Source organism: Streptomyces sp. YGL11-2, assembly GCF_050054615.1.
Lineage (GTDB): Bacteria > Actinomycetota > Actinomycetes > Streptomycetales > Streptomycetaceae > Streptomyces.
The window spans coordinates 125,926-146,037 of record NZ_JBNHIN010000015.1 but is presented as its reverse complement, the minus strand read 5'-3'; the positions used below and the strand labels follow the sequence as shown (position 1 = coordinate 146,037).

Genomic DNA, 20,112 nt, shown 5'->3' with positions numbered 1-20,112 from the left:
GGTGCCGTCCGGTTCGGATCCGCCCTTCCCGTACAGCCGCCTTCCGCACCGGAGCGCCGGACTCCCGTGCCACGCGGGCGAGTCGGTGATCCCGGTGGACGGCGACGGCACGGTCCGGCGCTGCCACTTCGTCCGCGCCGAGCCGGGCGATCTCCACGACGACCGGATGCGCGGCGCGCCGGGCCCGCACCCCTGCCCGCGGCGAACCGGATCGTGGCAGGGGCACCGATGCCGGACGGGACGGTTCAGTCCTTGCGCCCCACCACACCGTAGAAAACGGTGTTGTTGAGCTCTTCCGGAGAGGGCACCGGACCGTCCGGCCGCCAGAGCGGGACCCGGACGATGCCCGGCTCCAGGGGCGCGAACGGCCCGAGGATCGCGGCGATCTGGGACTTCGTCCGCAGCACCAGCGGAGTGCTGGCGCTTTTGTAGACGTCCTCCACGTTCGACCGCGCCGCCTCGTCGGTGCGGCCCTGCGGGTATCCCTCGTAGGGCTCGTGGGTCCCGTGCGAGAGCATCAGATGGCTGCCGGCCGGCACCGCTTCGGCGAGCCGGGCGATCAGGCCGGCCGGGTCGTCCTCGTCCGCGATGAAGTCCATGACGCCGCCGATCAGCAGTCCCACCGGCCGGTCGAAGTCGATCAGTTCGCGGACCACCGGGTGGTCGAGCAGCGCCTTGGCGTCGCGGATGTCGCCCAGGACGAATCCGGTCTCGGGGGTGTTGGCGAGCCGGGCCCGGGCGTGGGTGGCGACGATCGGGTCGCTCTCCACGTACACCACCCGGGTGTCGGCTGCCGTCTCCCGGGCCACCTCATGGGCGTTGGGCGAGGTGGGGATGCCGGTGCCGATCTCGACGAACTGCCGGATGCCGGACGCGACCACCGTGCGGACCGCGCGCTGGACGAAGGCGTGGTTGGCGCGGACGCTGTCCCGCACCTGGGGATGCACCTCGATGACCCGGTCGGCGGCGACCCGGTCGACCTCGTAGTTGTCCCAGCCGCCCAGGAAGTAGTCGTACATCCGGGCCGGATGCGGGCGGCTGGTGTCGATCTCCTCGGCGGAGAAGCCCAGGTGCTCGGGTCCGGGGGCGTACGGCCCGATCTCGGGTACGTCGGACCCGGCCGCCTCCGGAGTGCTGCGCTGGTCGCTCACGGCATCCTCCTCAGTGCGCCGGGCACGGCGCGGCGGAGAGCAGGAAGTCGGCGTCGCCGGCCTTCGCGCCCTCGATGAAACTGACCATCTCGCGGTGCGTGTAGATCAGTGCGGGACCGTCCGGGTCGGTGGACTGGCGCAGCGCGACCCGGCCGTCCCGAAGGCGCATGGCCTCCAGGCACTCTCCGCCGTTTCCGCCGCTCCACGGCTTGTGCCAGCCCTCGCTGCCGAGTTCGTTGGCGGGCATGCCGTTGTAGATACGTATGCGATCCATGGGGGGTTCAGATCTCCTTGCGAAAGCCACCCAGAATGGCCTGGGTCGCGTGTGCCGGCGCGGCCTGCGCACACATCCGGTCCAGGGCCTCCAGGTACTGCGAGACGTCGTTGCGCTGGTCGAAGTACACGGCTCCGACGAGGCTTTCCGCATACGCGATGTCCGGAAGCTCCGGGATCGGGAAGCGGAAGATGTGGAACGGCCCGTACATGGCGGGGTGCGGGCCCGCGGCGAAGGGCATCACCTGGAGCCGCACGTTGGGCAGCTCGGTGGCTTCCATCAGCCGGGAGATCTGATCGCGCATCACCTTGGGACCGCCGATGGGCCTCCGCAGCACGGTCTCGTCCATCACCGACCAGAGCATCGGCGCGCTCTCGCGGGTCAGCAGCGCCTGCCGCTCCATGCGCAGCGCGACGATCCGGTCAATGTCGGCGGGGGCGGCGTGCGGCATGCCGGCGCGCAGCACGGCGGCGGCGTAGTCCTCGGTCTGCAACAGCCCGGGGACGTAGTGCGGTTGGTAGGAGCGGAGGAGGTTGGCCTCGCTCTCCAGGCTGACGAACGCGCTGAACCACTCGGGGAGTACGTCGCGGAAGCGGTGCCACCAGCCGGGCCGGTTGGCCTCGCGGGCGAGGGAGAGGAAGCCCTCGATCTCCGCTTCGTCGGTGACGCCGTAGGTCGCCAACAGCTTTTCGACGTAGGGGAGTTTGAGGCCGACCTCGGCCTTCTCCATCCGCCTTATCGTGGCGTGGGTCACATCCAGCGCCGCGGCGGCCCGCTCGAAGGAGAGCCCCGCCTTCTCCCGCAGATCCTGCAGTCGCTTGCCGAGCACCACCCGCAGGACGGTCGGTGCACCTGCAGACCGTGGGTCCGCCACGTCCCATCCCCTCCAACCAGCTTCAGTGTTCAGCAGTGTGTCATGCCGTCATCAGCTCGAACAGACTGCACTTTCAATTCTGCAAATTACAGAGTGATCCTTGCCAACGGTGACCAACATCGCACATAGTTATGTCGTGGCTTCCTACAAAAACGCTCCCTCGTTAGGGCGATGCGGCGGATTCCTCGCCCAGAGCCCGCAGGACGCGTTCCACTTGCCGGCGCGATGTACGTCCGTGCCCGAGGCGCGCAGGCGCGTCAGCACGCTGCTGCGCGAGTGGGGTGCGGCTGAACAGGTCCGCGACGACGTGGAGTTGGTGGTCACCGAGCTGTTCACCAACGCGGTCCGGCACACCGACAGCGAGAAGGTCGGCTGCGAGGTCACCGTCGTCGGCGCGCACATACGGATAGAGATCACCGACGAGGGCGGCCCCGGGGCGGCCTCGCCGCACGCCCAGCCGGGCAGCCTCGACCAGGAGGGCGGACGCGGCCTGTTCCTGGTCGGCGCGCTGTCCGACAGCTGGGGCACCCGGCCCGACGACGGCGGCCGGGGCCAGGTCGTCTGGGCCGATCTTCCGTACCGCGGCACGACGCACTGAGGCCCCGCGCCGCCGTCAGGGCGGACATCGGGGCCTTCTCGTACGGGAGCGCCCTCCCGTGCGGCGGGGGTGCTACAGCGGCAGCAGGTCCGGCCGCTTGGGCTCGACGTGGTCGCCGGAGGACTCACCGCGCAGTCGGCGGCCGATCCACGGCACGAGGTGCTCGCGCGCCCAGTGGATGTTGTCCCGCCGCGCCTCGGCGGCCGACCGCTCCGCTTCCGGAGGCCACGGCTGGTCCGGGTCGGCCGGCACCGTCAGCCCCAGCACCTGCGCGGCGCGCAGCGCCACCCGGGTGTGCCCGTCGGCGGACAGGTGCAGCCGGTCGTCGCTCCACGCCCGGCGGTCCTGCACGGACTTCAGCGACCACAGGTCGAGCACCGGGCAGTCGTGCCGGTCGGCGATGGCCCGCACATGGGCGGTATAGGTGGCGATCTTGCCGCGCAGATGCTTGAGGACCGGGACCCCGCGGGTGTCGAAGCCGGTGCACAGCAGCACCGTCCCGACCGACTCGCGCAGATCCACGACCGCCGCCTCATAGCGCTCGGCCACCGCGTCCGGGTCCGAGCCCGGCCGCAGGATGTCGTTCCCCCCGGCACAGAACGTCACCAGCTCGGGGGCGAGCTGCTGGGCCCGGGGCACCTGCTCCTCGACGATCTGGTCGAGCAGCCGCCCCCGGACGGCGAGGTTCGCGTAGCGGAAGTCCCCCTCGTTCCGCTGGTCAGAAAGCAGGACCGCCAGCCGGTCCGCCCAACCGATGTACGCCCCGTCACGGCCGGGATCCCCGACCCCCTCGGTGAAGCTGTCCCCGACGGCTGCGTACGACCCGATGGCGCTTTTCGCGCCGTTGCTGTTGTTCTTCGAATCGTCTGCCACGTCAGGACATACTTCACCTTCCGAAGTGACTTACGCCACCGTAACCAGGGGTTGACGCGAGGTGATTAATGCCACCAGGCCAAATTCCATTCAAGTTGGAATAAGAATCGAGCATGCAGTGCTCACCCAGCGCGCTAAATCGGCGATGATGCCCGCCGCCACCGGAGCGTTGGCCTCCGATTGCCTATTGCATCAATGTCGTATCGTCGAAGCAGTTCCGCTTCGTCGACGAGCAGCGTCGGCGGCCGACCACAAGGAGCGCCCGTGACGCAGCAGACGCCGCAGGTCCCCCAGGCCCAGCCCGAGCTCGCGGAGGTCCGCAACTTCCGTGACGTGGGCGGACTGCCGACCGTGGACGGGCGTCGCATCCGGTACGGCAGGCTCTATCGCAGCGGTCATCTGGCACATGCCACCGAAGAGGACGCCGCCTATCTCACCGGACTCGGGCTGCACACCGTCTTCGATTTCCGCAACGCCTCGGACATCAAGCTGGAAGGCCCGGACGTCACGCTCCCCGGCGTACGGAACGTCAACATCCCGCTCACCGACCCGGCCGACGGCGCCGAGTTCTGGACGATGGTGCGCGACGGCGAGCTCGACCACCTGCGGGTGGCGCTCGGTGACGGGAAGGCCGCGGCCCGCATGGCCCACACCTACCGCGAGATCATCACCACCCGCACCGAGGACCACAGCCGGGTGCTGCACGCCCTCGCCGAGGACAGCGTGCCGGCGCTGATGCACTGCGCGGCCGGCAAGGACCGGGCGGGGCTGTCCATCGCGGTCACCCTGCTCGCCGTCGGCGTGGAGCGGGACGCCATCGAGGCGGACTACCTCAAGTCCAACGACCCCAGCCGCCGCTACAAGATCCGCCGCTCGGACAGCACCTCGGTGGGGATGTCCCCCGAGGTCATGGAGCTGCTCTCGCCGCTGTTCGGGGCGGACGCGGACTATCTCTCGGCCGCCTTCGCCGCGATCGAGGAGACCTGGGGCTCGACCGAGTCCTACCTCTCCGACGGCCTCAAGCTGGCGCCCGCCACCCGCGAGCGGCTGCGCGACCGGCTGCTGGAGGGCTGACCCCGGCATCGCCCCCGGCCGGGTGGGTCACGGCTCGCCGACCCACCCGGCCGCGAGGACCAGCCCGACTTCCGGGGCACGGCGAGAACGCCGAACGGCCGGTCGTAGGCGACCGGGACCCGCTGTGCCCGGTACGAGGGGGCCATCGGCACCCCCGCTGCCAGCGCCGGCATCGCGGTGAGCAGCCGGATGGACGTCCAGGCCGCTGTCGCCCTCGCCCCGTACGGCGGTCAGCGGACCGTCGGGCGTGGGCATCTCCTGGACGACCCCGCCGGCCGGCCATGCGGGACGCGGCTCCACCGGGCCGGTCGCGGTCAGGGCCGTACCGCCCTCCCCCACGGCCTGGCGGGCCCAGCGGACCGTCAAGTCGTGACGGCCCGCCCCGTCGTCCCGGCGACCGTCCCGTCCCCCACACGTGCCGTCAGCGGTTGGCGACCGCCTGCTTGACCAGCGTCCGCCCGAAGTCCCACATCAGGCCGCCGCCGCTGTGGGCGTCGTCCATGACGGCCGTGAACGCCGTGACGAAGCGGTCCACTTCCCGTTCGCCGATGGTCAGCGGCGGGATCAGCTTGATGACCTCCAGATGATCGCCGGAGACCTGGGTCAGGATGCGGTGGCGCTGGAGCAGCGGCACCACGACCATCTGCGCGAACAGGCCCTTGCGCGCCGCCTGCAGCATCGTCCAACGGCTGCGCAGGCCAAGGGACTTGGGGCGGCCGAACTCGATGCCGACCATCAGCCCGCGCCCCCGGACGTCGTGCAGCAGCTCGTAGTCGCCGATCAGCGCCGCGAGCCTGTCGCGCAGCAGGTCGCCGGTGCGCCGGGCCCGGGCGACGATGCCCTCGTCCTCCATCACCGCGAGCACCGCGAGGCCCGCCGCCATCGCCTGGGCGTTGGCGCCGAAACTGGCGGAGTGCACCAGTACCCGGTCCATGGACGAGTAGACCTTCTTGAAGATCCAGTCCCTGCCGAGGGTCGCACCGACCGGGACATAGCCGCCGGACAGCGCCTTGGCCACACACACCAGGTCCGGCTCCACCCCCTCCTCGTGCTGGTAGGCGAAGAAGTCGCCGGTGCGCCCGAGGCCCGTCTGCACCTCGTCGGCGATCAGCAGGGCCTTGTGCCGGTGCAGCAACTCCTGTGCGGCCCGCAGGAATCCGGGCGGTGTGGCGTGGACGCCCTTGCCCTGGATCGGCTCGACGATGAAGCCCGCCACATCGCCGCGCCCCAACTCCCGTTCCAGCGCCGCCAGATCACCCATCTCCACGGCGGTGTCCGGCAGCAGCGGCGCGAAACCGTCCCGGAAGCCGTCCTCGCCGTTGACGGAGAGCGAGCCGGTGGTCAGGCCGTGGAAGGCGTGGGTGCAGTACAGGACGCGGGGCTTGCCGGTGGCGTAGCGGGCGAACTTCAGGGCGGTCTCGACGGCTTCGGTCCCGCTGTTGCCGAAGAAGACCCGGTCGAGGTGGGGTGCGTGGCCGAGCAGCTTCTCGGCGAGCAGACCGGGCAGCGGCGGGCAGTCGAAGCGGGTGAGATCGGCCAGCTGGGCGTCGAGGACGTCGTGCAGGGCCTGCCGGACGACGGGGTGGTGCCGGCCGAGGCCCATCACCCCGAACCCGGCGAGCATGTCCAGGTAGTCCCGTCCGTCGACGTCCCAGAAGTAGGCGCCCTCGGCCCGCTCGTAGACCTTATCGAAGCCGATGGTGTGCAGCGTCCGCGGCAGCTGGTGGTTGAGGTGACGGGCATGCAGGTCGTAGCGCTCGGCGCCGCGTTCGGCGAGCAGCTGCCGCAGATCGAATCCGGTCACGTCGCGTTCTCCTCACGGGCGGCCGGCGCGCCGCCGATCCGGGCGGCGATCCCGGCCGGGGTGAGCCCCAGGTCGGCCAGCAGCTCACGGCGGGTGGCATGCGGCAGGAACCGCTCCGGGATGCCGATGGTCCGCAGCGGCACATCGACTTCCGCGTCCCGCAGCGCCTGCGCCACCATCCAGCCGACCCCGCCGGTACGGCAGTTGTCCTCGACGACGGCCACCAGGCCGTGTTCCGAGGCCAGTTGGACGAGCGCCGGGTCAACGGGCTTGACCCAGCAGGGATCGACGACCGTGACGCCCACGCGGCGCTCCGCCAGCAGCTCGGCGGCCCGCAGGCACATCGGCGCCATCGCCCCGACCGCGACCAGCAGCACATCCGGCCGCTCCGACCGCCGCAGCACGTCCGTTCCTCCGGTACGCGCCACCGCCGGAATCGGCTCGCCCACCGTCTCCTTCGGGTAGCGCAGCACGGTCGGCGCGTCGTCCACGTCCAGGGCTTCCCGCAGCTGGGCGCGGAGCCGGTCGGCGTCACGCGGTGCGGCGATCCGCAGTCCCGGTACGACGCTCAGCAGCGACATGTCCCACATGCCGTTGTGCGAGGCGCCGTCGGTGCCGGTGATGCCGGCGCGGTCCAGTACGAAGGTCACGCCGCACTTGTGCAGCGCGGCATCCATCAGGACCTGGTCGAAGGCGCGGTTGAGGAAGGTGGCATAGACCGCGAAGACCGGGTGCAGCCCGCCGGTGGCCAGTCCCGCGGCCGACACCGCGGCGTGCTGCTCGGCGATCCCGACGTCCCAGATCCGGTCCGGATACGCCGCGGCGAACCGCTCCAGCCCGAGCGGCTGGAGCATGGCCGCGGTGAGGACGACGACGTCCTCCCGCTCGGCGCCGATCCGGACCATCTCGTCACCGAAGACTGACGTCCAGGACGCCGCACCGGCCGGTGCGGCGGGCGCGCAGGTCAGCGGGTCCAGCACCCCGACGGTGTGGAAGCGGTCCGTCTCGTCCTCCACGGCCGGGCGACAGCCGCGGCCCTTCTCGGTCAGGCAGTGGACCAGCACCGGGCCGTGGAATCCCGCGGCCCGGCGCAGCGCGGATTCGACGGCCGCGATGTCGTGGCCGTCGATCGGGCCGACGTACTTCAGCCCCAGGTCCTCGAACATGCCCTGCGGCGCGATGAAGTCCTTGAAGCCCTTCTTGGCACCGTGCAGCGATCCGTAGAGCGGCTGCCCGACGACCGGGGTGCGCTGGAGGACGTCCTTGCCCCAGGCCAGGAAGCGCTCGTAGCCGTCGGTGGTGCGCAGGGTTGCGAGGTGGTCGGCGAGGCCGCCGATGGTGGGCGCGTAGGAGCGCTCGTTGTCGTTGACGACGATGATCAGCGGGCGGTCCTTGGCGGCGGCGATGTTGTTGAGCGCCTCCCAGGCCATGCCGCCGGTCAGCGCCCCGTCGCCGATGACGGCCACCACATGCTCGTCGGTGCCGCGCAGCCGGCGTGCCTTGGCCAGGCCGTCGGCCCAGCCCAGCACCGTCGAGGCGTGGCTGTTCTCGATGACGTCGTGCGCGGACTCGGCCCGTGCGGGGTAGCCGGACAGCCCGCCCTTGGACCGCAGCCCGGAAAAATCCTGACGTCCCGTCAGAAGCTTGTGTACGTACGACTGGTGGCCGGTGTCCCAGAGAATCCGGTCGGTGGGCGAGTCGAACACCCGGTGCAGGGCGATGGTCAGCTCGACCACCCCCAGATTGGGCCCCAGGTGCCCGCCGGTGCGCGCGACCGCCTGCACCAGGAACTGCCGTGCCTCCACGGCGAGTTCCCTGAGCCGCTCGGCCGGCAGTGCCTTCAGATCGCGGGGCGAGCGGATCTGCTCCAGCAGCGTCATGGGCGGTCCCCCTCCAATGGTTCGGCGGACGGTGGCGTCGGGGGTGCCGGGCGGGCCGGGACGCCGGCGGGCCCCGGCGTCACCGGTTCACCCCGCGACACCTCACCCGCGGTTTCCCGCGACGGTCTCCCTGGCGGCCCGGAGGGACTCCTTCAGAGAGCTCATGGTCGCCAGGACGGCGGTGGGCTCATAGCCGCAGTGCGCCATGCAGTTGGCGCACCGCGGATCCTTGCCGCGGCCGTACTTGTCCCAGTCGGTCTCCTCGATCAGCTCCCGGTACGTGGGGACATACCCGTCGCTCATCAGGTAGCAGGGCCGCTGCCAGCCGAAGAGGGAGTAGTTGGGGATCGCCCAGGCGGTGCACGGGAAGTCCGCCTTGCCCTCCAGGAAGTCCAGGAAGAGCGGGCTGTGGTTGAGCCGCCAGCGCCGGCGGTTGCCGCCCGCGAACGCCTTCCGGAACAGCTCCCGGGTCTGCTCGACGCCCAGGAAGTGCTCCTGGTCGGGGGCCTTCTCGTAGGCGTAGGCGGGCGACAGCATCATCTCGTCGACCTGCAGGTCGTCGTTGAGGAAGTTCAGCACCTCGATGATCGTCTGCGGGGTGTCGGTGTTGAAGAAGGTGGAGTTCGTGGTGACCCGGAAGCCGCGCCGCTTGGCCTCCTTGATGGCCTCGACCGCCTCGTCGAAGACGCCTTCCTTCGCGACGGATTCATCGTGCCGCTCGCGCATCCCGTCGATGTGCACCGCGAAGGCGAAGTACGGCGAGGGCCGGAACAGGTCCATCTTGCGGCGCAGCAGCAGCGCGTTGGTGCACAGGAAGACGTACTTCCGGCGCGCCACCAACTGCCGTACGATCTCGTCGATCTGAGGGTGCATCAGAGGCTCGCCGCCGGCGATGGAGACCATCGGGGCGCCGGATTCCAGCACCGCTCCCACCGCCTGGGCCACCGGCATCCGCTGCTTGAGCACTCCGGCCGGGTGCTGGATCTTCCCGCAGCCCTCGCACTTCAGATTGCACGCGAAGAGCGGCTCCAGCTCGACGATCAGCGGAAACTTCTCCCGCTTCCGCAGCACTTTCTGTTCAAAGAGATAGGTCCCGACCCGGATGGTCTGGCGGAGCGGCATAGCCATCTGGCTCACCTCCTGGGGAGCGGCAAAGAACGGTGCCATTCAAAGAGAACCGGAACCACGGAGCGCAGCACCCGGAAGGCCGATATTCCACCGCGCAGGGTCCCGATGCGTACGAGTTCATGTTCTGGAGCGTCCACGACCACCCGGACGGCCGCAACCGGGCGGCGGCCGGCGCGCACCGCCGCCCGGAGCGTGGCGGCGGACTCCATGTCCACCGCGACCGCGCCCTGGGCGTGCAGCTCGGCCCGCTCCGCCCCGCGCACGACATGGTCGGAGCCGCGCAGCAGCCCGGTGTGCACCCGCAGCCCGCGCTGCCGCAGGGACCGCAGCAGCGGCCCGTTGTCCCGGCACGGCACGTCCGGTACGCCGGCCCGGTGATCGCGGGTGGCGTCGGCGACGACCACGTCCCCGGGCCGCATCCCGGGGGCGAGGCCGGCGCAGAAGCCGCTCGCCACGACGGGCGAGCCCGCGGTGGCCGAGCCCGCGGTCAGCGCGGCGGCGATGGCGCGCTCGGCCGCGTGGGGGCCCATACCGGTCCGGAGGGTGACCACGGGAGGATCCGCTCCCCCGGCGTCCCCACCCCGCAGCGCGAACCGCTCGATGCCGAGCGCGCAGGCGACCAGCAGCGGCGGATCCGCGTCCGGCGGGGACCGTCTCGGCATCAGACCCCCACCGGCACACCGGCCGGGCCGCCGTTGACATAACGCCCCAGGGCCGTCAGCGGGAAGACCTGGCGGTAGAGGTGGTAGTTGATGGAGAAGTCCCAGGGGAAGCCGGTACCGGTGAAGTACGGCTCGTCCCAGGAGCCGTCCGGCAGCTGGGCTTCCACCAGCCAGCGCACCCCGCGCCGGACCGCCTCGCCGTCCCGCTCGCCGGCCGCGAGCAGCGCCATCAGCGCCCAGGCGGTCTGCGACGCGGTGGAGACGCCGCGCCCGGCCCACTTCTCCTTGTCCTGGTAGGAGCGCTGGTCCTCGCCCCAGCCGCCGTCCTCGTTCTGCACCCGCTCCAGCCAGCCGACGGCCCGGCGAACGGCGGGGTGGGAGCCGGGGACGCCGGCCTCGGCGAGCGCCGGCAGCACCGACCCGGTGCCGTAGACGTAGTTGGTGCCCCAGCGCCCGAACCAGGCGCCGCCGGGCTCCTGTTCGGCCAGCAGCCAGGCGATGCCGCGGCGGGTGCGCGGGTCGTGGGAGCGGCCGGCGTCGGCGAGCATCTCGACGACATGGGCGGTGACGTCGGCCGACGGCGGGTCGATCACCTCGCCGAAGTCGCAGAACGGCAGCCGGTTGGGAAACGGACTGGTGTTGTCGGCGTCGAACGCGCCCCAGGCACCGTTCCTCGACTGCATGCCCGCAGTCCAGCGCACCGCCCGGTCGACCGCCGCCGCGACCCGCTGCGGGTCCGGGTGCCGGACCCGGCGCAGCGCGAGCACCACCTCGGCGGTGTCGTCGATGTCCGGGTAGTTGTCGTTGTGGAACTCGAACGCCCAGCCTGCGGAGGGGAGTTGGGGTCTGCGGACGGACCAGTCGCCGGGCCGGTCGATCTGCTCGGCGAGCATCCAGTCGGCGGCCCTGACCAACTGCGGGTGGTCGGCGGGCAGTCCGGCGTCGGCCAGCGCGATGGTGGCCAGGCAGGTGTCCCACACCGGCGACTGGCACGCCTCGACCATCCGGGCGCCGTCCTCGCGCCATACCGCGAACCGGTCCAGGGACTCCAGGCCGCTGCGCAGCACAGGGTGGTCGAGGTCGTAGCCGAGCAGGTGCAGGGCGATGACGGAGTAGACGGCGGGGGGCTGGATACCGCCCCAGCAGCCGTCGTTCTCCTGCCGCTCGACGATCCAGCGGGCGGCCGAACGCATCGCCGCGGCACGCGGCTTGCGCAGCGCGACCTTGTGGTACAGGTGCAGCGCCTTGTCCAGCCGCTGGAAGACGCCGTCCCAGGTCGTGGCGGGCGCCTGCGGGCGCGGCGGGTTGGGGCGGCGGCGATCGGTGTGCAGCTCGTCGAGGGCGAACGGCGCCGGGCGCACCGGTCGTTTGGCCGAGACGATGGTCAGCGGCACTATCGTCTGCCGCGCCCAGCAGCCGAAGGCGTGGATGCTGAGCGGGAACCACTTGGGGAAGTAGATGAGTTCCGGGGGGAGTTCGGGCAGGTCGTCCCACTTCCACCAGCCGAAGAGGGCCAGCCAGATGCGGGTGAAGACGCGGGCGGCGGCGACTCCACCGTGCGCCCGGACCCAGGCGGACGCCTGCGCCATGTGCGGAGCCTCGGGGTCGTCCCCGGCGAGCCGCAGCGCCACGTACGCCTCGATGGTGGTGGAGAGTTCGCCGGGGCCGCCGTAGAAGGTGGCCCAGGTGCCGTCCGCGCGCTGTTCGCCGCGGATGTAGCGGGCGCTGGCCTCGGTGAGCTTGGGGTCCTGGATGCCCAGGAACTGACGGAGCAGCAGATCTTCCGCGTCCATCGTGACGTTGGTTTCGAGGTCGCCCTTCCACCAGCCGGCGGGGTCCTGGACGGAGAGCAGGAAGTCGGTGGCACGGGCGGTCGCCTCCCGTGCGGCGTCCGCCGTGTCCTGCACCACGGCGGTAGGTGCCCGGCCGGCTTTGCCGGCCTTCCCCTTCACGCGGGGCTTCGCCCTTCCGCGGGTCTTCGCGGCCGGTGCGGTCTTCTCGGCGGTGTCGTCGCCGGCCGAGGGGGCCCGGGGCGGCTGCGCCCCGGCGCTTCCGTCGGTCGTCGCTGTCATGGCTTCCCCTTCTGCAGTGAACTGTCAATGCGTGTTCAGGGATTCCGTCGGCCGGCGCCCGGCTGGCACCGGCCGGCGACTGCGAGCTACTGCGTGGTGATGGCCATCATCTCTCTCGTACGACGACGAAGTCCGCGAGCGCGACGAGCTGCGCGCGGACCTGCTCGGGCATCTCGACCTCGTCCAGCGCGGCGACGGCGGTGGCGTGCTGGCGGCGGGCCTCCTGGGAGGTCCACTCCCGGCCGCCGGCCTCCTCGATCAGCGCCGCGCGGGAGGCGAACTCCTCCTCGGTGAAGTCCGCGATCTCGGTCTCGCTCTTCTTGGCGTCGGCCGCCAGGATCTGGGCGAGCCGCTCGGAGGCGGACCCGCCGGCCGCCAGTGCGGCCACGACCGGCAGCGACTTCTTGCGCTGGCGCAGGTCGCTCCAGGTCCGCTTGCCGGTGGACTCCGGGTCGCCCCAGATGCCCAGCAGGTCGTCGACGGCCTGGAAGGCGAGGCCGAGGTGGTAGCCGTACTTCTCCAGGATGTCCGCGGTACGGTCGTCGGCGCCCCCGAGGACGGCGCCGATGGAGACGGCACAGGCCAGCAGCGCACCGGTCTTGTTGCCCTCCATCTCCAGGCACTCCTCGACGGTGACCCGCTCGCGGTGCTCGTACGAGATGTCCTGGGCCTGACCGTCGATCAACTTGCGGGTGGCCAGGGTCAGTCGGCGGGTGGCGCGGCCGGCGTCGACGGTGCCGAGCTCCAGCAGTATTTCGTTGGCCAGCGCGAACAGCGCGTCGCCGACGAGGATCGCCTGGGCCGGGCCGTGCACCTTCCAGACCGTGTCGCGGTGCCGGCGCTGCTCGTCGCCGTCCATGAGGTCGTCGTGCAGCAGCGAGAAGTTGTGCACCAGCTCGACGGCGACCGCGCCGGGGATCCCGACCTCGGGGGCGGCGCCCGCGGCCTCCGCCGACAGCAGCGCGAGCGCCGGCCGCACCGCCTTGCCGCCGTCGCCCGCGGTGGGGCGGCCGTCGACGTCGATCCAGCCGAAGTGGTACGCGGCGACCGCGTCCATGGGAGAGGCGAGCCGGTTCACGGCGGCACGCAGCACGGGAGTGGCGAGCGTGCGCCCGCGCTCCAGCAGCGCGGTGACGCTCGCGGTGTCGATAGCTGGGGAAGCCGGGGTCACGGTTTCTCCTCTGTTTCCGATGCTCGTGCTCGTGCGATCGCTCGTACTCGTTGTCATGCCGCCTCCTGAGGCAACTGGCCCTGGGGGAAGCCGAGTTCGGTGAGTGCCTCGCGAGCGGCGGCAGTGCCGCTGCGAACAGCGCTTTCCATGGTCGCGGGCCACCCGGTGGCGGTCCACGCACCGGCCAGGAACAGGCCGGGGGCTTGGGTGCGGGCGGCGGGGCGGAGCCTGCCGACGCCCGGCGTGGGCGCGAACGTCGCGGTGCGCTCGCGGGTGACGAAGAAGTCGCGGATCCGGGCGCCCCGGGCGGCCGGCAACAGCCGCTCCAGCTCGGGGAGGTAGCGGGCGCGCAGCGCGGCGACCGGATGGTCGATCTCCTGCTGCGCGGCGGACTGCGAGACGGCCAGGTACTGCCCGCCACCGGTCAGTCCCGAGGCGTCGGTCCGGTCGAAGACCCACTGGACCGGGGAGCCGACCGCGGCGAAGAAGGGGCGGCGCAGCACCTTGCGGTCGTAGACGACATGGAGGTTCAGGATCGGCGCGGTGCCGATGTCCAGCAGCCGGTCCTTGCCGGACAGCACGCCGTCGGGGAGGAGGGCGTGCGCCTCGCGCTGGGGTACCGCGAGCACGACGGTGTCCGCGGTGAGCGTCTCCCTGCCGTGCGGGCCGTTCTCCACCGCGACCTGCCAGCCGCCGTCGGCGGCGGAGACGGCGGCGGCGCGGGTGCGCAGCGAGATCCGGACGCCGGCCTTGCGCAGCGCGGTGCCGGCGAGCGTGTCGTGGACGGCGCCCAGCGGAACCCGGGACCAGCCGATGTCGGCGGCTCCGGGCGCGGAGAGCAGCCCGGTCTTGAAGACCTTGGCGGCCAGCCCCAGCGAGGCGTCGCCGGCGGTGGCGTTGAGCGTCGCGATGCCGACCAGGTCCCAGAGCGCTTCGACGGCGCGCGGCGACTGGCCGTAGCGGCGCAGCCAGCTGCCGAAGTCCAGCCCGTCCAGCGCGGGATCGGCCGGGTCGAGGTTCTTGAGCGCCAGCGTCGCGCGGACCACACCGGCCCGCTCGGCGGGTGAGAGGTGCGGGTACACCGCCAGGCTCCTGGCCAGGTGGAGCGGCACCGGCAGCGCGGTCCGCCGTAGCCGGCCGAGCCGCCGGCGGTCCGCGTCCAGGACGGGGACGTCCATGCGGTCCTGGAGGGGGGCCAGGCCGGCCGCGCCGATCCGCGTCAGGTGCGTGCCGTAGGCGGTGCAGCAGCGCAGGTAGACGTGCTGGCCGTTGTCGACGGTCAGCTCGCCGGCGGCGGAGTCGCGGCGGAAGGAGAAGACCAGCCCGCCGAGGCGCGGCCGGCCCTCGACGAGGGTGACCCGCAGCCCGGCGTCGGCCAGCGCCAGCGCCGCTGTGGTACCCGCGAGACCGCCCCCGACGACCACCGCAGCCGCCCCTTCGGGACGGCCGGAGGGACGGGCGGTGGCGCGCCCGGGCAGCATGGCTCCCGATGTCATGGGCTCTCCCCCCTTACGCCTGACATGGACGCAGCCACCCGGCGAGGGGTTGCCCGCCGCGCCGATGCCGGATCACCGCAGGTGCGCGCGGTCGGGCGCGTCATCCGCGCCTCCTGACCGACTCCCGGCGGCCGATCGCCCGCGCGTCGAGCCCGGACAGTCCGCGCACCGCGACGAACGCCTTCTCCCTGCCCGGGAGCGACACCCGGCCGCGCAGCACCGCCTCCGGGTCCGCGGCGATCCGCGAGAGCAACCGGTGGTAGATCCCGGCCATCGCCGCCACGCAGGCACCGCTGCGCCGGTCGAGCATCGGCAGCAGCCGGAAGCCGTCGGCGAACAGCGCGCGGGCGCGCCCGACCTCGAAGTGCACCAGCCCGGCGAAGTCGGCACCGGGCGGCGGGACCGGGCGGTCGAACCCCGCCGAGCAGCCGAACTTGGCGAGATCCTCGGCCGGCAGATACGTCCGGCCGTTCCCCGCGTCCTCGCGAACGTCCCTGAGGATGTTGGTGAGTTGGAGCGCGAGCCCGAGCGTGTCGGCGTACTCGGCGGCGTGCTCGGCGCCCGGCGCCCCCGGTACGGTGCCGAACACGCCGAGGGAGAGCCGGCCGATGCCCCCGGCGACACAGCGGCAGTAGACCTTGAGCTGCTCCCAGGTCTCGTACGTCTCACCGCGCACATCCGCCAGCACCCCGTCGATCAGCTCGTCCAGCGCGTCGAGCGGGATCGGGAAGCGGCGGGCGGCGTCGGCCAGCGCGACGGCCACCGGGTCGGTGTCGTCCTCGCTGATCGCGCCGTCCTTGACGCGGGCGAGCAGGGCGCGGGTGTCCTCCAGGCGCTGCTGCTTGGCGGCGGTCGCCAGGCTGCCGTCGCCGATGTCGTCGACCCGGCGAGAGAAGGCGTAGAGCGCCGACATGGCCTGGCGCCTCTCAGTCGGCAGAAGCCGGATGCCGTACGCGAAGTTCCGTGCCTGCTGCCCGGTGACGGCCTCGCAGTAGCGGTACGCGGCGAGCACCGGTGCGGACACGTGTGCAGTTGTCTCCACGGTCCGACTCACCCCTCTCTTCGCAATGTCGCCCGCATCTCGCGCAGCAGGCTGAGCTTGGTCGGTTTGGGGGGTCCGGGGAGGACATCGTGATCGGCGGTGGCCACCGCCCCGAGTGCGGCGCGCCCGCCGGCCACGAAGCCGGCCAGCAGCAGCTTGAGTCTGCCGTGCACGCTACCCACCAGCGGGGTGCCTTCATTCAGCAGCTCAAGGGCGCGTTCCGCTTCGAACGCGATCAACGCGCGCACCGATGCGCCCCCGGTCGGGGCGGCCAGATCGGCCTCGGTGACCCCGAAGCGCTTCATGTCCTCGGCCGGCAGATAGACGCGGTCGCGGCCGAGGTCCTCGGCCACGTCCTGGATGTGCTCGACGATCTGCAGCGCCGTGCAGATCGCATCCGAGAACCGGACCCGCTCGGGGCTGGTGGTGCCGGTGATGCCGAGGACGAGCCGCCCGACGGGGTTGGCGGACAGCTCGCAGTAGGCGACCAGGTCGTCGTAGGTGCCGTAGCGGCTGATCCGCTGGTCCTGCCGGTTGGCCTCGATCAGGCCGAGGAAGGGCTCGGGGGTCAGTCCGCAGCGGCGGACGGTCGGGCCGAGCCGGCGCATCAACGGATGGCTCGGGCCGGGGGCGCGGTCGGCGAAGCAGCGGTACAGGTCGGCTTCGAGCGCGTCCAGCAGGGCGGGCCGGTCGTCGTACCGGTCCCGGTCCAGGCCGAGGAGGACGGCATCGCCGCCGCCCGGCGCCAGATCGCCGTCGCCGATGTCGTCGACGAGGCGGGCGAAGCCGTAGACGGCCATCAGATCGGCGCGCCAGGCGCGCGGCAGGAAGAACGGCGCGACCGGGAAGTTCTCGTGTGCGGCCTGGTCGAGCACGGTGCGCGTCTGGTCCCTCCCGCCACTCAACACCGCCCTCCGCGGGAAGGCGCGACGCGCCTGCTCGTCTCCACGGCTCACCGGGGGCTACCCGGCGCGTTGTGGAGCCGGAGCGAACCAGTAGCCATTGCCGTCACGTCTCCCGTTCTACACCGCCAAACCAAAACATCCCATTTCGGACACGCCGCGGTCCGCGACGCGCTCCGATCGAGCCCTCAACGCCCACTTGGGAGGGGTCTGCCTGACTTGCACCACTTGCGCCATTCGGCGACCAGTACAGCTTACGCCGTACACCTGTGCCACCTCGGGGCGGGTGCCGAAGCCCCGGACAACCCTTCGATCAACCCCATGGAGATCCGAACCGTTCCCGGGATCCGCGGAGTTGACCATCTCTTAACGGTCGGAAGCCCCCGCGAACCGGACTCGCGAGGGCCTTCCGCCGCAAACGGACTATTTGCCCGTCTGCTTCTCGTACGCCTTGATGACCTCGTCCGTCGGGCCGTCCATCAGCAGCTCGCCCCGCTCCAGCCACAGCACCCGGTCGCAGGTGTCCCGGATGGAGTTGTTGTTGTGGCTGACCAGGAAGACCGTACCGGCGTCCTTGCGCAGCTCCCGGATACGGGCCTCGGAGCGCTTCTGAAATGCCCGGTCGCCGGTGGCCAGCGCCTCGTCGATCAGCAGCACGTCGTGGTCCTTGGCCGCCGCGATGGAGAACCGCAGCCGGGCCGCCATACCGGACGAATAGGTGCGCATCGGCAGCGAGATGAAGTCGCCCTTCTCGTTGATGCCGGAGAAGTCGACGATCTCGTCGTAGCGCTCGCGGACCTGCTCGCGGGACATGCCCATGGCCAGACCGCCGAGGATCACGTTCTTCTCACCGGTGAGGTCGTTCATCAGGGCCGCGTTGACGCCGAGCAGCGAGGGCTGGCCGTGCGTGTAGACCTTGCCGCGCTCCGCGGGCAGCAGACCGGCGACGGCCTTGAGGAGGGTCGACTTGCCGGAGCCGTTCGAGCCGATCAGGCCGATCGACTCACCGCGGTAGGCGGTGAAGGAGACACCCTTGACCGCGTGCACCTCGCGCACGCCCACCGACGGCCGGCGGCGGACGATGCGGCTGAGCGCCGCGGTCGCGCTGCCCTTGCCCGTACCGGTGCCGTACACCCGGTAGACGATGTGCAGCTCGTCCGCGATCACGGTCGGGATCCGCTCCTGCGCCGCCGCCGTCGGCTGGACGGCGTCCATCTGCTCAGCCACGTCCGTACCGCTCCTCAGCCTTCCAGAAGTACACAAAGCCCGCGACGCCCGCCAGCACCGCCCAGCCGGCCGCGAACGCCCACACGTGCGGCGGGAGCTGGTGCGCCTTGAAGCTGTCGATCAGCGCGAACCGCACCAGGTCGATGTAGACCGCGGCGGGGTTGGCGTAGAGCAGCACCTCGACGATGTGCGGGACGTGCTTGCCCTTCATGATCAGGTCGATGCTGAACATGACGCCGGACGCGTACATCCACGTCCGCATGATGAACGGCATCAGCTGCGCCAGGTCCGGCGTCTTGCTGCCGAGCCGGGCCATGACCATCGCCAGACCGGTGTTGAACACGAACTGCAGCGCCAGCGCCGGGATCACCAGCAGCCAGGACCAGGTGGGCACCTGGCCGAAGCCCAGCAGGATGGCCACCAGCACGCCCATGGAGATCAGCAGTTGCTGGAGCTGCATCAGCGAGAACGAGATCGGCAGGCAGGCCCGCGGGAAGTGCAGCGCGCGCACCAGACCCAGGCTGCCGGAGATCGCGCGGGTACCCGCCATCACCGAGCTCTGGGTGAAGGTGAAGATGAAGACGCCGGTCACCAGGAACGGGACGTAGTCCGGGACGCCCTTCCGCGTGCCGATCAGCAGGCCGAAGATGAGGTAGTAGACGAGCGCGTTCAGCAGCGGCGTCGCCACCTGCCAGACCTGGCCCAGCTTCGCCTGGCTGAACTGCGCGGTCAGCCGGGCGCTGGAGAAGGCGGAGATGAAATGCCGGCGGTCCCACAGCTGCCGGATGTACTCCGCGAGGCTGGGGCGGGCACCGCTCTGCGCAAGCCCGTACTTCTCGGCCCGCTGGGCCGCCGTGAGTCCTTCATCGGCGGATGGCGGGGCACTCATGGCGACCGCACTGTCGTGCGTGGTCTCGCTCACAGTTGACACTTTCGTCCTCAAGGTGCGCTGCCGGGGGCTCGCCCCGGTTCGCGCCTGATGCTCTCAGATACGAGCTTGTCAGATGATGGGAGGGCGGCCCAGTCGGGTCAGTCGCCAAACGGTAGCCCACTTCATGGGGCGCCTGGGACCGCACGCGGTGGCCCAGCCCTCCTTGAAGCCGCCCAGCCAGGCCCGCAGCGCCGGCCGCGACGGCCGGCGGGCGAGGGTGAGCAGGAACCAGACACCGAGGTAGACCGGAACGAGCAGGGCGGGAAGGTTGCGGCGGGCCAGCCAGACGCGGTTGCGGGCCACCATGCGGTGGTAGACCGCGTGCCGGGCCGGGGCCGTGGTCGGGTGGTGCAGGACCATGTCCGAGCGGTAGTCGACCATCCAGCCGGCGTTCAGCGCCCGCCAGGCCAGGTCGGTCTCCTCATGGGCGTAGAAGAAGTCGTCGGGCAGCCCGCCGACCTCCGCGAACACCTTCGTACGGACCGCGTTCGCGCCGCCGAGGAAGGTGGTCACCCGCGACGAGCGCATCGGGTCGGAGGCACGCAGCCGCGGGACGTGCCGGCGCTGGGTCTGCCCGGTGTCCGGGTCGGCGATCCGGAAGCTGATGATGCCGAGCGCGGGGTCCGCGGCGAACGCGGCGCGGCACAGCTCCGCGGTGTCCTCGTTGGCCAGCAGCCCGTCGTCGTCGAGGAAGAGCAGTACGTCGACCTCGCCGCCGTGCGGGCCGAACGCCTCGATGCCGACGTTGCGGCCCGCCGGGATGCCGACGTTCTCGGGGAGTTCGACGGTCCGTACGCCGTCGGGCAGTTCCGGCAGCGGCGAGCCGTTGCCGACCACCACGATCTCGACCGGATCGCCGTGCTGCTTGGCGACCGAGTCCAGCAGCGCACGCAGCTCCTCGGGGCGGTTGCCCATGGTCAGGACCACCGCGCCGAGCCGCATCCGGGGAGCCG

General features: G+C 71.4%; 18 protein-coding genes and 1 pseudogene. 3 read left to right on the top strand and 16 right to left on the bottom strand.

From position 1 onward, the window contains the following. Nucleotides 1-16: 16 nt before the first annotated feature. Nucleotides 17-199 (top strand): annotated as a pseudogene (locus ACO1BR_RS19225) (STM4011 family radical SAM protein); the annotation flags it as partial. Between the two features lie 46 nt (nt 200-245). Here the strand turns inward: ACO1BR_RS19225 and ACO1BR_RS19220 are convergent. From ACO1BR_RS19220 to ACO1BR_RS19210, 3 genes are read right to left on the bottom strand one after another with little or no spacing between them, the layout of a single operon-like run. Beyond that, the gene (locus tag ACO1BR_RS19220) at nt 246-1,151 is read right to left on the bottom strand and encodes an SAM-dependent methyltransferase (RefSeq protein WP_426796289.1); all 906 of its coding nucleotides are present in this window, start codon (nt 1,149-1,151) and stop codon (nt 246-248) included. 10 nt (nt 1,152-1,161) lie between these two features. Beyond that, nucleotides 1,162-1,425 (bottom strand): DUF397 domain-containing protein, encoded by a 264-nt coding sequence (locus ACO1BR_RS19215; RefSeq protein ID WP_426796288.1) that lies wholly within the window; start codon nt 1,423-1,425, stop codon nt 1,162-1,164. Between the two features lie 7 nt (nt 1,426-1,432). Continuing rightward, on the bottom strand, nt 1,433-2,299 hold the full coding sequence (locus ACO1BR_RS19210; RefSeq protein WP_426796287.1) for a helix-turn-helix domain-containing protein: 867 nt from the start codon (nt 2,297-2,299) through the stop codon (nt 1,433-1,435). A 136-nt stretch (nt 2,300-2,435) separates the two neighbouring features. Between ACO1BR_RS19210 and ACO1BR_RS19205 the strand changes: the two genes are divergently transcribed. Beyond that, nucleotides 2,436-2,897 (top strand): ATP-binding protein, encoded by a 462-nt coding sequence (locus ACO1BR_RS19205; protein WP_426796286.1) that lies wholly within the window; start codon nt 2,436-2,438, stop codon nt 2,895-2,897. A gap of 72 nt (nt 2,898-2,969) precedes the next feature. Here ACO1BR_RS19205 and ACO1BR_RS19200 read toward each other — a convergent pair whose 3' ends face one another. After that, complete coding sequence (locus ACO1BR_RS19200) at nt 2,970-3,770, bottom strand: SGNH/GDSL hydrolase family protein (RefSeq protein ID WP_159507066.1); 801 nt, start codon at nt 3,768-3,770, stop codon at nt 2,970-2,972. A gap of 264 nt (nt 3,771-4,034) precedes the next feature. Between ACO1BR_RS19200 and ACO1BR_RS19195 the strand changes: the two genes are divergently transcribed. Next, nucleotides 4,035-4,844 carry a tyrosine-protein phosphatase gene (locus ACO1BR_RS19195; protein ID WP_426796285.1) on the top strand — a complete coding sequence of 270 codons (810 nt, stop codon included), beginning with the start codon at nt 4,035-4,037 and terminating at the stop codon, nt 4,842-4,844. 421 nt (nt 4,845-5,265) lie between these two features. On the opposite strand, the gene ACO1BR_RS19190 is transcribed toward ACO1BR_RS19195, so the two are convergent. The 12 genes from ACO1BR_RS19190 to ACO1BR_RS19135 form a co-directional block, all read right to left on the bottom strand. Further along, complete coding sequence (locus ACO1BR_RS19190; protein WP_426796284.1) at nt 5,266-6,648, bottom strand: aspartate aminotransferase family protein; 1,383 nt, start codon at nt 6,646-6,648, stop codon at nt 5,266-5,268. After that, nucleotides 6,645-8,528, bottom strand: coding sequence for a 1-deoxy-D-xylulose-5-phosphate synthase (dxs, locus tag ACO1BR_RS19185; protein ID WP_426796283.1), 1,884 nt, complete (start codon nt 8,526-8,528; stop codon nt 6,645-6,647). The genes ACO1BR_RS19190 and dxs overlap by 4 nt, the downstream gene beginning before the upstream one ends. Before the next feature lie 102 nt (nt 8,529-8,630). Then, complete coding sequence (gene hpnH / locus ACO1BR_RS19180; RefSeq protein WP_426796282.1) at nt 8,631-9,656, bottom strand: adenosyl-hopene transferase HpnH; 1,026 nt, start codon at nt 9,654-9,656, stop codon at nt 8,631-8,633. Between the two features lie 5 nt (nt 9,657-9,661). Continuing rightward, on the bottom strand, nt 9,662-10,318 hold the full coding sequence (locus tag ACO1BR_RS19175) for a 1-hydroxy-2-methyl-2-butenyl 4-diphosphate reductase (protein WP_426796281.1): 657 nt from the start codon (nt 10,316-10,318) through the stop codon (nt 9,662-9,664). Then, nucleotides 10,318-12,390: a squalene--hopene cyclase gene (shc, locus tag ACO1BR_RS19170; RefSeq protein ID WP_426796280.1), complete on the bottom strand. Its 2,073-nt coding sequence runs from the start codon at nt 12,388-12,390 to the stop codon at nt 10,318-10,320. Before shc ends, ACO1BR_RS19175 begins: the two co-directional genes overlap by 1 nt. A gap of 106 nt (nt 12,391-12,496) precedes the next feature. Further along, on the bottom strand, nt 12,497-13,561 hold the full coding sequence (locus ACO1BR_RS19165) for a polyprenyl synthetase family protein (RefSeq protein ID WP_426796279.1): 1,065 nt from the start codon (nt 13,559-13,561) through the stop codon (nt 12,497-12,499). A 53-nt stretch (nt 13,562-13,614) separates the two neighbouring features. Next, the gene (hpnE, locus tag ACO1BR_RS19160; protein ID WP_426796333.1) at nt 13,615-15,042 is read right to left on the bottom strand and encodes a hydroxysqualene dehydroxylase HpnE; all 1,428 of its coding nucleotides are present in this window, start codon (nt 15,040-15,042) and stop codon (nt 13,615-13,617) included. A 115-nt stretch (nt 15,043-15,157) separates the two neighbouring features. After that, nucleotides 15,158-16,111, bottom strand: coding sequence for a presqualene diphosphate synthase HpnD (gene hpnD, locus ACO1BR_RS19155; RefSeq protein WP_426796278.1), 954 nt, complete (start codon nt 16,109-16,111; stop codon nt 15,158-15,160). Beyond that, on the bottom strand, nt 16,108-16,974 hold the full coding sequence (gene hpnC, locus ACO1BR_RS19150; protein WP_426796332.1) for a squalene synthase HpnC: 867 nt from the start codon (nt 16,972-16,974) through the stop codon (nt 16,108-16,110). The genes hpnD and hpnC overlap by 4 nt, the downstream gene beginning before the upstream one ends. Nucleotides 16,975-17,424: 450 nt before the next feature. Next, nucleotides 17,425-18,216 carry an ABC transporter ATP-binding protein gene (locus ACO1BR_RS19145; protein WP_426796331.1) on the bottom strand — a complete coding sequence of 264 codons (792 nt, stop codon included), beginning with the start codon at nt 18,214-18,216 and terminating at the stop codon, nt 17,425-17,427. A 4-nt stretch (nt 18,217-18,220) separates the two neighbouring features. Beyond that, entirely contained in the window at nt 18,221-19,150 is a 930-nt protein-coding gene (locus tag ACO1BR_RS19140) for an ABC transporter permease (RefSeq protein WP_426796277.1), read from the bottom strand. A 78-nt stretch (nt 19,151-19,228) separates the two neighbouring features. Then, nucleotides 19,229-20,101 carry a glycosyltransferase family 2 protein gene (locus tag ACO1BR_RS19135; RefSeq protein ID WP_426796330.1) on the bottom strand — a complete coding sequence of 291 codons (873 nt, stop codon included), beginning with the start codon at nt 20,099-20,101 and terminating at the stop codon, nt 19,229-19,231. Between the last annotated feature and the right edge of the window lie 11 nt (nt 20,102-20,112).

Excerpts from the sequence above, each read along its gene's own strand:
- ACO1BR_RS19215 (WP_426796288.1), bottom strand. The coding sequence starts at position 1,425 with ATGGATCGCATACGTATCTACAACGGCATGCCCGCCAACGAACTCGGC.
- dxs (WP_426796283.1), bottom strand. The coding sequence starts at position 8,528 with ATGACGCTGCTGGAGCAGATCCGCTCGCCCCGCGATCTGAAGGCACTG.
- hpnH (WP_426796282.1), bottom strand. The coding sequence starts at position 9,656 with ATGGCTATGCCGCTCCGCCAGACCATCCGGGTCGGGACCTATCTCTTT.
- ACO1BR_RS19175 (WP_426796281.1), bottom strand. The coding sequence starts at position 10,318 with ATGCCGAGACGGTCCCCGCCGGACGCGGATCCGCCGCTGCTGGTCGCC.
- shc (WP_426796280.1), bottom strand. The coding sequence starts at position 12,390 with ATGACAGCGACGACCGACGGAAGCGCCGGGGCGCAGCCGCCCCGGGCC.
- hpnE (WP_426796333.1), bottom strand. The coding sequence starts at position 15,042 with ATGCTGCCCGGGCGCGCCACCGCCCGTCCCTCCGGCCGTCCCGAAGGG.
- ACO1BR_RS19145 (WP_426796331.1), bottom strand. The coding sequence starts at position 18,216 with ATGGACGCCGTCCAGCCGACGGCGGCGGCGCAGGAGCGGATCCCGACC.
- ACO1BR_RS19135 (WP_426796330.1), bottom strand. The coding sequence starts at position 20,101 with ATGCGGCTCGGCGCGGTGGTCCTGACCATGGGCAACCGCCCCGAGGAG.